The sequence below is a fragment of the Clostridium nigeriense genome, from assembly GCF_050585265.1.
Lineage (GTDB): Bacteria > Bacillota > Clostridia > Clostridiales > Clostridiaceae > Clostridium > Clostridium nigeriense_B.
On sequence record NZ_JBNOOE010000013.1, the window covers coordinates 42,180 to 55,904 of the forward strand.

The 13,725-nt window shown below is 28.3% G+C and carries 14 protein-coding genes; 2 read left to right on the plus strand and 12 right to left on the minus strand.

The genetic code is table 11. The features are described from left to right. Window positions 1–69: 69 nt before the first annotated feature. From ACQPVP_RS12290 to ACQPVP_RS12325, 8 genes are all read right to left on the minus strand, one after another. On the minus strand, window positions 70–1,224 hold the full coding sequence (locus tag ACQPVP_RS12290; protein WP_430850337.1) for an NAD(P)-dependent malic enzyme: 1,155 nt from the start codon (window positions 1,222–1,224) through the stop codon (window positions 70–72). 10 nt (window positions 1,225–1,234) lie between these two features. Then, the gene (locus ACQPVP_RS12295; RefSeq protein ID WP_430850339.1) at window positions 1,235–3,946 is read right to left on the minus strand and encodes a PRD domain-containing protein; all 2,712 of its coding nucleotides are present in this window, start codon (window positions 3,944–3,946) and stop codon (window positions 1,235–1,237) included. Window positions 3,947–3,958: 12 nt separating this feature from the next. Then, the gene (locus ACQPVP_RS12300; protein WP_430850341.1) at window positions 3,959–4,855 is read right to left on the minus strand and encodes a serine hydrolase domain-containing protein; all 897 of its coding nucleotides are present in this window, start codon (window positions 4,853–4,855) and stop codon (window positions 3,959–3,961) included. Between the two features lie 78 nt (window positions 4,856–4,933). Continuing rightward, window positions 4,934–5,749, minus strand: a complete 816-nt coding sequence (locus ACQPVP_RS12305) for a PTS system mannose/fructose/sorbose family transporter subunit IID (protein WP_430850343.1) — start codon at window positions 5,747–5,749, stop codon at window positions 4,934–4,936. Continuing rightward, on the minus strand, window positions 5,736–6,497 hold the full coding sequence (locus tag ACQPVP_RS12310) for a PTS mannose/fructose/sorbose/N-acetylgalactosamine transporter subunit IIC (protein WP_430850345.1): 762 nt from the start codon (window positions 6,495–6,497) through the stop codon (window positions 5,736–5,738). The genes ACQPVP_RS12305 and ACQPVP_RS12310 overlap by 14 nt, the downstream gene beginning before the upstream one ends. A 12-nt stretch (window positions 6,498–6,509) precedes the next feature. After that, window positions 6,510–6,971, minus strand: a complete 462-nt coding sequence (locus ACQPVP_RS12315; RefSeq protein ID WP_430850347.1) for a PTS sugar transporter subunit IIB — start codon at window positions 6,969–6,971, stop codon at window positions 6,510–6,512. Between the two features lie 15 nt (window positions 6,972–6,986). After that, window positions 6,987–7,385 (minus strand): PTS sugar transporter subunit IIA, encoded by a 399-nt coding sequence (locus ACQPVP_RS12320; protein ID WP_430850349.1) that lies wholly within the window; start codon window positions 7,383–7,385, stop codon window positions 6,987–6,989. A 267-nt stretch (window positions 7,386–7,652) separates the two neighbouring features. Further along, window positions 7,653–7,955: a hypothetical protein gene (locus ACQPVP_RS12325; RefSeq protein ID WP_430850351.1), complete on the minus strand. Its 303-nt coding sequence runs from the start codon at window positions 7,953–7,955 to the stop codon at window positions 7,653–7,655. A 105-nt stretch (window positions 7,956–8,060) separates the two neighbouring features. On the opposite strand from ACQPVP_RS12325, the gene rd reads away from it, so the two are divergent. Further along, the gene (gene rd / locus ACQPVP_RS12330) at window positions 8,061–8,225 is read left to right on the plus strand and encodes a rubredoxin (protein ID WP_430850352.1); all 165 of its coding nucleotides are present in this window, start codon (window positions 8,061–8,063) and stop codon (window positions 8,223–8,225) included. Window positions 8,226–8,449: 224 nt separating this feature from the next. Here the strand turns inward: rd and ACQPVP_RS12335 are convergent, their stop codons facing one another. From ACQPVP_RS12335 to ACQPVP_RS12350, 4 genes are all read right to left on the minus strand, one after another. Continuing rightward, window positions 8,450–9,013 carry a hypothetical protein gene (locus ACQPVP_RS12335; protein ID WP_430850354.1) on the minus strand — a complete coding sequence of 188 codons (564 nt, stop codon included), beginning with the start codon at window positions 9,011–9,013 and terminating at the stop codon, window positions 8,450–8,452. A 318-nt stretch (window positions 9,014–9,331) separates the two neighbouring features. Continuing rightward, the gene (locus ACQPVP_RS12340; RefSeq protein WP_430850356.1) at window positions 9,332–10,129 is read right to left on the minus strand and encodes a MurR/RpiR family transcriptional regulator; all 798 of its coding nucleotides are present in this window, start codon (window positions 10,127–10,129) and stop codon (window positions 9,332–9,334) included. 268 nt (window positions 10,130–10,397) lie between these two features. Continuing rightward, complete coding sequence (locus ACQPVP_RS12345; protein WP_430850358.1) at window positions 10,398–11,051, minus strand: N-acetylmannosamine-6-phosphate 2-epimerase; 654 nt, start codon at window positions 11,049–11,051, stop codon at window positions 10,398–10,400. A 5-nt stretch (window positions 11,052–11,056) separates the two neighbouring features. Then, window positions 11,057–12,547 (minus strand): PTS transporter subunit EIIC, encoded by a 1,491-nt coding sequence (locus ACQPVP_RS12350; protein WP_430850360.1) that lies wholly within the window; start codon window positions 12,545–12,547, stop codon window positions 11,057–11,059. A gap of 253 nt (window positions 12,548–12,800) precedes the next feature. On the opposite strand from ACQPVP_RS12350, the gene ACQPVP_RS12355 reads away from it, so the two are divergent. Then, entirely contained in the window at window positions 12,801–13,721 is a 921-nt protein-coding gene (locus ACQPVP_RS12355; protein ID WP_430850362.1) for a fused DSP-PTPase phosphatase/NAD kinase-like protein, read from the plus strand. Window positions 13,722–13,725: the final 4 nt, after the last annotated feature.

Consider the following 13,725-nt stretch of genomic DNA (forward strand, 5'->3'; position numbering starts at 1 on the left):
TTAGCATATATAAAAAATAGGTCTTAAGACTTTTTTAAAAATCTTAAGACCTATTTATTTTAATAAAAATTATTTATTATTTATGTTTTTTACAGCTAAAGATACTGCCTTAACAACCTCTTCATTAAATACGCTTGGAATAATGTAATCTTCTTTTAGCTCGTCGTCCTTTATTACTGAAGCAATTGCTTTACTAACTTCAACTTTTACTTTATCATCAATATACCTTACTCTTCCATCTAGTGCTCCCTTAAATATCCCTGGGAAAACTAAGACATTATTGATTTGATTAGGATAGTCACTTCTGCCTGTTGCTATAATTCTCACCCCAGCTTCTAATGCTTCTTCTGGGAGAATTTCTGGAATAGGATTTGCCATTGCAAAAACAATGGCATCATTATTCATAAATTTTATATAATTCTTAGGAAGTGCTCCTTGGCAGGAAACACCAATAAATACATCACAACCTACTATTGCATCTTTTAAATTTCCTTTTATACCCTCTGGATTAGATATTTTAGCCATTTCCATTTGTTCATTATTAAGCCATTTTTCATTTTTATTAACAACCCCATTTTTATCAACTAAAATAATATTTTTAACACCAAATTTCATTAATAAATGGGAAATACTAATGCCAGCACTTCCTGCTCCATTTACTACCACCTTTATATTCTCAAATGTCTTATTAACAATTTTTAAAGCATTAATCAAGCCCGCACAAACAACAATGGCTGTTCCATGCTGATCATCATGAAAAACAGGTATATCTAATTCTTCTATAAGCCTTCTTTCAATTTCAAAACAACGAGGTGCACTTATATCTTCTAAATTAATTCCTCCAAAAGCTGGTGCAATATTCTTTACTGTATTAATAATATCATCTACATTTTGAGTATCTAAACAAATAGGTACAGCATCAACATTTCCGAACTTTTTAAAAAGTAATGCCTTCCCTTCCATTACTGGTATAGCTGCTTTAGGTCCAATATTACCCAATCCAAGCACTGCACTTCCATCACTTACAACTGCTACCATACGACTCTTACAAGTATAATCATAAACATTATCTTCATTTAAAGCTATTTCAAGACACGGACCAGCTACACCTGGTGTATAAACAATACTTAAATCATCTTTAGATAATATTTCTGCTCTGCTTTTTATCTCTATTTTTCCTTTATTAATTTTATGATATTCTCTTGATTTTTCAAATATATCCATTTCATTTCTCCTAAAAATCTTCATCTTTACCAATTAGCAGATAGCTATCATTATTAATATAATCATATATATATGCTACCTCACTAATTGGCAATTTAATATTATATTGTTTTGCTATACTTTCAAAACTAATTTCAACAAGTTCAATAAATCTCTTCTTTGTTTCTTTAAATTCCTTTGCATTAGAATAAGTCATTATTTCTTCTTTTTTTACCAATCTCTCTATTAAACAACAAATATGAATATTTAAACCAATTATTGTTTTAGGTTGAAATCTATGGTATAAAAGTCGTTGTAAATCTTCTAACATCTGTGCTACTGCAGAAAGTACTTTATTGGCATTAAGAATAGTAAGAGACTCAACAACATTTTGTAATGAAAAAACATTCAACATATTTTTGTTAAATTTTTCAAATTCTTCATCTGATAAATATGAAGATAAACAAGTTTTTACTTTATCTAAACTTTTAAACGTAATAATATCCTCAATAGAAATTATAGTAAATCCTGTTAAATTTATATTTATTGTAGTTGCAACAAATAAAATATTATAATGCTCAAAATCATTTGAATGATAAAACTCTATAAATGCGTCATAATTATAACATCGTACGTCAACATCAATACTCTTGCTTAAGCTATTTAAAAATAACTCACTTACTTTAACTGCTATTTCGCTTCCTATCTCGCTAACAAAAACAATAATATCACTCTTTTTTGATTTTTCTATAAACCTATATGAAGTTACTACTTTTTCCTTTGCATATATTAAAATTTCCTTAATAGACTTTTTATTCATAATAGAAGTTCCTATCTCTAGTGCAAGATTAGTCGATACATTATTAATAATTCCTAAATTTACATTTGGGACCTCCCCTAAAAGTTCCACAATATTCTCTAATGATCCTAAATCAACCAAAAGAAGAACATCCCTATTCTCACTATAATATAATATTTTCCTTAATTGCTTAACAATTTCTGAAACAGACATATCATAAGGCATATCTATGGCATTAAAAATATGATGCTTTAACATTTTATTACATACATCTGCTATACTACTTGCTGTTGCATATCCATGAGCAATAATAGAGGTTTTAATTGGTAAGGAATGTTGTGATTCATCCATACCCATCAAGAAAATTGTAAGAATTATATGCTCTATATAAGAAAATTGAACATCAATATTACGCTTAATCAAACTAATTATCTCTAATGCAATAGTATATTCGCTAAATGATTCTTTCCTTATGATATTTATAACATCATCAATATCTGATGGTGAATACTCATTATAATATAAAATAGATTCATTAAATGCATCACTATAGTAAACCCATTTAGAGAAAATATGTATGAAACTATTAGAAAGATGCATGCTATATACATCTTGTATATATTCAAATATATGCATAATTGTTTGTTCAATTATCTTAATTTTTTCATCCGAAATATTCTTTTTAAATAAAATATAATCATTGTATTCCTCTATGGCTTGATATGAATTACTAATAAATTGTTTATAACTTAATCTATTATTTATATAATCTAATCCATTACTTAGAAGTTCAGTTACAAGAATATACTCTTTCTTATAATTATGATTATGACTTATATCCTCTAAGGAGTATATAGTATCTTCTATAATTGATTTCTTAAAATCTATTCTGGTAGTTTTTATAATATATTCTGGTAATGATAGAATTGTAATAATTATATTATTATCTAACTTACTATTAGAAAAAGCCTCTGCTAAACTAACTTTCAATGCGCTTTTTAATTGTTCTATGTTACCAGTAAAAGTATGTTGAATCAGCGCTCTATAAGCTTGTTCACTTATAAAAATTTTTCTATTAATTCTTTGCTCTTCTTTTTTCAAAAAATAAGCTATAAGATATTCTTTTTCAATTATGGATCTATCCCTTAAAGATGGAAGTTCTATAACCAATGGTATTGTTTGTTGAATCATTTGATTATTAGAAAAATTTATTGAAGAAGAAATTGCAAGACGTGTATATCCCTTATTTATAATATCATTTAAGTAGCTTTGAACTTCAACTCTTACTTCATCTGATAAGGAATCGTAATTTTTTATATAAATATAATCTTGAATATGACTTTTAATAAATACATTCTTAATTTCAGAGATTATAGTTTTCTTATCATTAAACTTTGTTTGATATAAATCACAATCAATGCATTTAAATTCACTTTGTGAAACAAATCCTTTTTCAACTGCATATTGATAAGATAAATATGCTAACATTGTTTTTCCTGTACCTTTTTCTCCTACTAAATGCATTGGTAATCCATTAGGTGGATATTCTACAGAAACTTTACATTTATCTATTACAGTTTTAAGACTTAAATTATAACCAATTGCCTTATCAAAGCTAATTCTGTATTTCATATTATTATTTATAAATTTAATAAAAAAATCTAAATCATCAAATTCATGATCTATTGATGATAATTGAAACTTTTCTAGTAATGTTTTTTTATCAAAAAAATAAACAGGTCTTGTATTTACTTTAACCAACATATTCTTTTTAAAATATTCATTCAAGTATTGACTAACTAAATTACGACTCACATTTATTCTTTGACAAATATTATTTGTTGTAAATACCTTAAAATTCTTCAAATCCATATTTCTTGTACATTCAACTAAATACTCATACAACTCTTGTCTTGTGTTTAAGAACTCCTGATTTCTGTCCATATAATCACCTTGTTATTCATTAATAATTGGTATAATCAATTCTTCCCATACATCATCATAGAATTTTTTAGAATCTAACGCTTGCATACTAACAACTAGATTTGACTCTGGAACAACAATAATATACTGACCATACTTACCATCTGCTCTGTATGATTTTAAATCTTTATTAATCCAAAATTGAAATCCATAACCATATTTGGGAGTATTATTCTTTATTTGATTTTTTGTTGCTATTTCTAAATATTCTTTTGATACAATTTTTTCATTATTGTATACACCGTTATTTAATAATAGTATACCAATTTTCGTCATTTCATCAATAGTTAACATCAATGAATGTGCCGCTGCTGTATGATTCATTGGACACGACAGCCAATCTGGATTTCCTATTCCCAATTTATCAAAAAAGCGCGGAGTCATATATTCAATCAAGGTTTGTCCAGTGACTCTTTCAATAATGCATCCAAGAATATATGTGTTAAAGTTACAATATTCAAAGTGATCTCCAGGAACATATGAAAACTCTCTACTAAAGAAATATTTAATTAAATCCTTAACTACATATCGTTCTTCATCATCCATGAAAAAAAGCTTACCTTTCACTCCACATGTCATTGTTAATAAATGTCTAACTGTAATATCTCTAACCTTAGAATCACATTTCTCAAAATCAATTTCTTTAAAAAATTTATAAATTGGTTCATCAAGCTTAAGTAACCCCTCATCAATTGCTATACCTATACCTAATGAAGTAACACTCTTACTTACTGAGCAAACATTTAACCTTGTTTTTGTATCCAACCTGGAATACTCTTCCTTTATCTTTCCATCTTTATAAACTTGTATATAATTTATTACAATGTTCTTTTCTTTCATTTTCTCAAGAAAATTATTTATATATCTCATCTTAACTCCTCCTTGTCTATATTGACTTCATGTAATCAGATCAATATAAATTAGAAAGTAGGATAAACCTACTTTCTTTTACAATATACCAAAAAACGTTGCAATTATACTTAAAACAATAATTCCTAATAAGATATAATTAACTTTAACACCTTTTTTTATTAGCTTATAAATAAATAATGTTATTAATAGAGATAGCATTTTGGGCATAATTCCATTAATTACATCACCTAATGCAATGGCAGACTCTCCAGATCCAAAAGAAATAGCTAAATTCACATTAACCATTGAAGCAACCATAGCCCCTATTACTAATAACCCTAAAACAGCAGCACCCTTAAATATTTTATCAGTCAAACCTAACTCTTCAAACTTCTTTAACGCCTTCATTCCTGAGCTATATCCATAATGTACCCCAAAATATCTTACTAAAACATTTGGTATGTTAAATAATAACAGGAATAGAATCGGTGCAAAAATATTACCTGTCAAAGCAAGTGAACAAGCTATCCCCCCTGCTAAAGGTCTTAATGTTCCCCAAAATACTGAATCACCAATTCCAGCAAGTGGACCCATTAAACTGGCTTTAATAGCATTAATAGATGACTCATCAAACTGTTCTGTATTCGCATTTTCTTCTTCCATAGCTGCTGTAATACCAAATATAAATGGGCTCATCATTGGAGTTGTGTTAAAAAATTCTGCATGCCTTTTTAATGCTTCTGACAATTCTTCTTTATTTGGATAAAGCTTCTTTAGAATTGGTGATAATGCATATTGTGCTCCTTGACTCATTTGTCTTTCATAATTAAATGAGGCATTCACAGAAAATGATCTCCAAAAAACTTTGTTGATATCTTTTTTGGTTATCTTTTTATTATTAGAAGTCATCATCATCTCCTCCTTCTACAACAGCAATTTTTGTCTCATCTTTTGTTATCATCAATGCAACAATAACTATACCTAATAAAGCTACTCCTAAAACAGGAACATTTAAATATGCAGATATAATAAATCCTAATAAGAAGTATGGAGCTACTTTCTTACTTATAAGCATTCCACCTAATAGTGCGAATCCTAATGCCGGTAATATACCCGCAGCAACAGTTAATCCATCCTTAACAAATTGAGGAATAGCTGCTAAGAATCCTTCAACAAATCCATTACCCAAATGAAAACAAATTGCAACAGTAGCCGCCATAACTAAAGCATAAGATAAGAAACTAACAATATGCATTCTATCTACTCCATTTGCATTACCTTCTCTTGCATACTCATCTGACTTATGTAAAAAATAAGATCTAGCAGTTAAATAATAGAAATTTTTTAATAATAATGCTACAGTTGCAATAGGAATAGCTAATGCTAAAGCAGCTTCTGTCCCATTCCCAGAGCTAATAGCTAAAGCAGTACCTAAAATCCCCCCTGCTGTAATTTCTGGTGGTAATGCTGCCCCTATAGTTACATTTCCCATAAAGGCTAATTCCAAAGTTGCACCTACGACTAGCCCTGTATTTAAATCACCTAAAACTAACCCAACTAATGGTCCCATTACAATTGGTCTTTGAATCATCGAGTTCCCGACTCCACATTCAAGGAATCCAAAGAAAGCTACAATCCCAATAAAGAGTGTTTCTAACATTCTCTTTCCCTCCTATTTCATTATTTTTTTCGGATCACTTGGTACTGCTTGAATAAATACCTCTATACCTTCTTTTATAACTTCTCTTAACAATTCTTCCTCTTCATCAGTAACATAAACCATATTAGATAATGCATGCGTTCCTTGCTTAGCTTTTGTACCTCCTAAATTTATACTTCTAATTTCTTCAGCACCACGTGCTAGTCTTACCGCATCATCAATACTATTCACAACTATCATCAAATCATATTTATCTGTTTTTCCGTTGTTAATAGCTTCAATAGAATCTGTAATATTTTTTATTACTAATTTTACATCATTAGGTTTTCCCAATCTCAATGCAGCTTTTCTTACATCATCATTCACTACCTGATCATTCGCAACTAATATACAATTAGGATTAATTTGTGAACACCATGAAAATACAACTTGTCCATGTAATAACCTGTGATCAACTCTTAATAACTTTACCATAAAAAACCTTCCTCCTTAGAAATCCTCTTCTTCCATATCAATTTCTCTTCTAGCAAATAAAATCATATTTTTACTCTCTTCAATACTTTCATTGATATCTTTCTCAATATCATTACTAATTTTAAGCACTAAATTTAAAACTAATGAAACATTCATACCAGCAATTATATATATATTTTTGAAATTTGCATACTTTAATGCTTCATTATTAACACTACCTCCAAGTAAATCAGTAATTATAATCACTTCATCGCCAGAATTAGCTAATATATTAAAAAACTCTTCAACATTATAGTTATTATCTACATAACTATCATATGCTAGTAAATTATCTTGCCTTCCTGCAATCATCTCAACTGTACTCTTCATTCCTGATGCTAGGTATCCATGCGATGCTAGAACTATTTTTCTCATCCTGCTCCCCCTCCTCAAGAATTAATATAACGTAAACCTTTAAATAAAGGTATAACTGTACAGTATTTTTAACACATTAAAATTCATTTCGACACTATTATTTCTTCTCTACCAAATAAATTCCATATATTCATTTTATTTTTTAACACTTTTATCGACACTAAAAGTAAAAATTAATATACTAAGCTTTTTACCAATAAGAAAAGTTGACTCATTTATAATACATGAATCAACTTTTAAGTTATCATTACAATATTGACATTTATTTTACTTACATTTATTATTTATACCATCATACAGGTACCTTATATACTCTGTATCTACTTTTTGCATTTCCAACATCTTAATTCTATTTTCTGCTTTACTTAAACTTTCCCTTGCTTCTTCAAAGTCCTTTTGACGTATGCATGAGCTTGAGTATTCTAATAAGTAATCTATTTTAAGTACTAAATCTGCTAAATCTTCCCTATTATCATTAACTAAGTCAACTAATAAAGAATAAATCTTAGGAGAAGTATCCTTTCTTACACTACTAAGTAAATCATTATTTTTGCTAGTTTTTCTACTCATTTTCTTCACCTACCCTATAAATTTTCTATTTATTTTAATTTATATCATATTTTTATAATATACCCAATACATTTTATTGTATAAAAGATTAGGAGGTATTTTTTAATGCAAAAATATGTATGCGTTCCATGTACTTATATCTATGATCCTGAATATGGTGATCCAGAAAACGAAATTGATCCAGATACACCTTTTGAAGACTTGCCTGATGATTGGGTATGCCCTATCTGTGGAGCAACAAAGGATGAGTTTGAAGCTTTAGAGGATTAAAAAGACTAAATACATATTATCTTACTAATATAAAATAATTTAAAACTCTTAAGATAATATGTATTTTTATATAGCCTCTATTAATATTTTAAATTCCATTATTTTTTCCAATAAAAATGAAATTCTTCTTCTCATAATTGCAAAAGCTATAGAAGCTGCTCCTCTAAGTCCAATCCATGATATGAAGGCTTTTTCTTTATTTGAATAATCAAAGCCACTTACAATTATTTAATTTTATCATATACTATTGGTTCTTCAGATCCAGAAATTATCACTCCATTCTTTCTAAATATTTCTGTTACATACATCTTATCATCACATACTTTTTCTATTGCTGTAAATATTACTTCTGGAGAAAATTCACTTTCACTTTCTGCTAAAAAGCATCCATCCTTTTCTTCAAATGTAATTGGATTAAATTTTCTTGATAATTCTAATTTGCTATAATCTATTATTAATTTATCATTTGAATTTATAAAATCATTATAATCTACATCATTTGGTAACTCGTAAGAAGTTAAAACTATATCATTATCTTTATTTAAAGTATACAAGAATAAATGATGTAAAGCTGTTTTATTATCTCCATGTTTATAATAAGTTTCATCTATGGTAAAGTATCCATTAAAGTCTTCTGGGAGATTTTTGATCTTAGCATTACATATACCAACAATATGTTCTGCTACAGGAGATTTAACTTCACCAGTTACAGCTTTTTCTTCCTTTACTTGATTTTCATTATTAAATCTTCCACATATATAATCCATAAACTTTTCTAGTTTATCCATTTATTATCACCTCGTTCAATAAAATTTTTATAAAAAAAATACCTAACACATTCTTTTTTATATTTAAATTATATCACTATTTGCCGATATAATATTTATGTTAAATACCAAAATTAACTAATTAATTCTTATTTAAAATGATTATCTCTTTCAATCTATTTTTCTTTAATTATTTTAATACTTCAAAATTGAAGGATAGAAATTATAAAAACTTATTCATAGTCAGGATAATCCTCTTATAACTTCCTAAAAGAGTAAAAAAATGATGACTTACTATGCTCAATAAGTCATCATTTTTTATTAAAGCTAATATATAGCTTAGTTATTAATTATTGCATCAACAGTAATTTGCATCTTCTTAGCTAACTCTTCATCCTTTAATAAGACCATTGAAATTAAGTCTAATAAATACATTGCAGAAAATTGACTGTTAATAAATTTACTTCTATCAACAAACTTTGGATTATAAACTATGAATTTCAAATCAGAATACTTACTTATAGCGCTTCCTTCAAAGCTTGTTATACAAACAGTTTTTGCCCCATTTTCCTTTGCCTTTCTAATGGAATGGACAACTTCCTCTGTTTCTCCTGAAATTGATAATCCAATTACTAAATCATCCTTCTTTATTATAGAACTATTAATTATCATCATGTGTGAATCAGATATACAGTGAACATTAAATCCCATTCTTAAAAGTCTTTGCATCATTTCTTTACCAGTTAATCCTGAGCTTCCCACACCATAAATGTAAATATTTTTAGCCTTTTTTATCTCACTGACAACTTTCAATATAGACTTTTTATCTATTAGCATTTTAGTTCTTTCTATAACCTCATCATAGTATTGATAAGCATAAGAAAATATCTCATCTTCATTAATTATTTTTTCTGTCTTATTTGAGCTAAGCATAATCTTCATATCAACGAAGCTATTACATCCTATTTTCTTTGCAAATCTTGTTATTGTTGCACCTGAGGTTCCTGTCTCCTTAGCTAAATCTGTTATATTTATATTCTTAATACTATCTGCATATTGCATTATATAATCAGCAATGGCTTTTTCTTTATCAGAAAAATTATTGTATATTCTTTGAATTTCACATAATATATCCACTTTATCCCTCCAAAATAAGTGTATGTAATCTTTTAACTGTATTTAGAATATCATTAATTAAATATAAAGAAAAGAGGTTGTTAATAATATAGAATTAATAAAGTGTCTATACTACAATGAAAAATTAATAAAAAAGTACTTCTATATAATTTCCTAAAGAATAAAAAAACTCCCGAAGGAGTTTTGAAAAGAAATTAATTTTAGTGACTCTGTAAGAATTACATCAATAATTCTTAATTTGGGCTGCTTTTGTGACAGCCCAAATCAATTATAATGCTTTTAACACTTCATCATTAAACCTTTTAGTTATTAATTGTGGTCTTGTTATTGCACTACCAACTACAACAGCATAAGCACCCTTTTCTAAAGCTAATCTTGCTTTTTCTGGAGTATCAAAATTTCCTTCTGCTATTATTTTTGATTTACAATCTTTTAATAATGCTTCTAAAACTTTAAAATTATTCATTCCTTTAGAATGCTCTGTATAACCTACTAAAGTCGTTCCTACATATTGGAATCCAAGCTCTCCAGCTCTTAATCCTTCTTCTATGGTAGATACATCTGCCATAAAGTCTTGATTTGGATATTTTTTAAATATTTCTTTTAAAAATTCCTCATCTTGATCTATTGTTGCATCTAATGCAATTATATCTACTCCAGTTTCAACTAAAGCATCAACTTCCTTCATTGTTGGAGTTATATAAGGCTTCATGTTATCATAATCTATCTTTATTATCCCTATTACAGGCAAGTCTACCTCTTTTTTTATGGCAACTATATCTTCAACACTATTTGCTCTTATGCCTATAGCACCGCCCTCCTTTGCTGCCACAGCCATTCTACTCATTATATATGAGCTGTGTAATGGTTCATTTTCTAGTGCTTGACATGATACGATTAATCCTCTATTTATCTTATTCACTCTTACTAATCTCTCCCTATAATTTCATTAATTTTTTGCTTTAATGGGTCTGCCTTAGCTCCAAATATAGCTTGTATTCCACCCTTAACTTCTAAAACTGCAGTAGCTCCTAAAGATTTAATCTTATCTTTATCAACTTTTTTAACATCTTTAACCGCTACTCTTAATCTTGTGATACAGGCATCTACATCTTCTAAGTTTTCAACTCCACCAAGTGCTACTAAAATTTGTTCTGCCACTTCATTTAAACTATCTTTAGTAACTACATTGACACTTTCTTCTTCTGTTTCTCTTCCTGGAGTCATAACATTAAACTTAGTTATTAAGAATCTAAATGTGAAGTAATATAAAGCAAACCAAATTACCCCTACTATTAATACATATATCCAGTTTGTTTTGTCATTTCCTTGAAGAACTCCGAATAATGTAAAGTCTATTAATCCACCTGAGAATGTATTACCAATTGATATATTTAATATATCTGCAATGAAGAATGATAGTCCATCAAAAAATGCATGAATTACATATAACCATGGTGCAACGAATAAGAACATAAATTCAATTGGTTCTGTAATCCCAGTAACAAATGAAGTAATAGCTGCTCCTAAGAATAATCCACCTACTAATTTTCTTTTTGCCTTAGGTACACAATGATACATAGCTAAGCATGCGCCTGGTAATCCAAACATCATTGTAGCAAAACGTCCTGCAAAGAATCTTGTTCCTTCTGTAAATAGCCCAACATGATTTGGATCTGCTAATTGAGCAAAGAATATATTTTGTGCACCTACAACAGTTTGTCCTGCAACTGTTGCAACTCCCCCTAATTCTGTATACCAGAATAATGGATAAATCATATGATGTAAACCAACTGCTCCAGTTAATCTTAATAAGAATCCATAAAGGAATGTTCCTATTGGTCCTAATCCTGCTATTGCATTACCTGCTGATACTAACCATCCTTGGAATGTTGGCCATATTAAGAAGAATATTGCTCCTATAAATATAGCTGCAAAAGATGATACTATTGGTACGAATCTTGATCCACCAAAGAATCCCAAAACTGATGGTAATTTAATATTTCCATACTTGTTATGTAAATAAGATACTGTCAAACCAATTACTATTGCTCCAACAACACCTGTATCTATTGACTCAACTGCTGGGTTAAATGATGTAATCATTCCACTAATAGCTGCATTCATAACTAAGAATGCCACTGCGCCTGCAAGTCCTGCAGTACCCTTGTCCTTTTTAGCTAACCCAACTGAAAGACCTATACACATGATAAGTGATAAATTTGAAAATACAACATTTCCTGCTGAAGACATAATTGAAAAAATGCCTTGTAACCAAGAAACATTTAAGAACGGATATGCTTGTACTGTATTAGGGTTTGATAATGCTCCTCCGATACCTAATAATAAACCAGCAGCTGGTAATATTGCTATTGGTAACATAAAGGATTTCCCTATTTTTTGTAGTTGTTTAAACAAAATAATTCCCCCTTTTAAAAATTTTTTCAGTAGTTATTTAAAATAAAAATTATTTTCTTCTGAATACATTTACATATTATCATGAAAATTATTTCTATTCAAGTATTTTTTTTAAAATTATTTTCATTATATTCTTATCTATTTTAAATACATAATTTTATTTCTATAACTTCATATAATTGGATGAATAAAACTACTTCTTACTCCTAATTATAATAATAAAATAAATAATTTTATTGCGAGGTATCTTTCTATGAAAAAATATATGTATTTTACTTTACGTATTATCCTAGTAGCTCTTTGTGTATTCTTAAATATAGCTCATTATCCTAAAGCATTATCAGACTTAAACCTTTTAGAAGATTATCCCAATAACAACACTTTACCCAATCATTTTCGTAAATTAACTGATGAAATATCTGATGTTGATATTAATTTAAAAGGTTTAGATAAATTAAATATATCAGGAAGTGGTCAATTTTCAGAATCAGCTCTTTCATTAATAAAAGACTCTATATCAAAGGACTTTAAGATAATAGATATTGACTTAAGGCAAGAATCACATGGTTTTGTAAATGGTATAGCTATTAGCTGGAAAAACCTAAAAAACAATGCTAATAAGGGGTTAAGCTTATCAGAAGTTTTATATACTGAAAATACACTTTTAAACTCAATTAAAATTGGGTCTCCAATAACTTTTTATAATACAAAAGAAACTATAGTTCCTAAATATGTTCAAGATGAGCTTGAGCTTACTACTTCAAAAGAAATAGGCTATCTTCGTATTCCTGTAACAGATGGCAATATGCCTACTGACGATATGGTAGATTACTTTATTAAGTTTGTAAACAATCAACCCAAAAATACTTGGCTACACTTTCATTGTAAAGAAGGAATAGGTAGAACTACCACTTTTATGATAATGTATGATATTATGAAAAATTATAAAGATGTAAGCTTAAACGATATTATTAAACGTCAAGTTATACTATCAAAGATGAATGAAAAAGATGCTGAAGGCTTCTACAGTGGTCATCACTTTAAATTCCTAAATAACTTTTATAATGATTATACTTCAAAAAACACTTCTGCTTTGAATCGTGAAAATATTAGTAATAAATTATATAATTGTTATATAGGAAATTCTGTTAAGACTAGGGATGCTTATCTGTAGCATC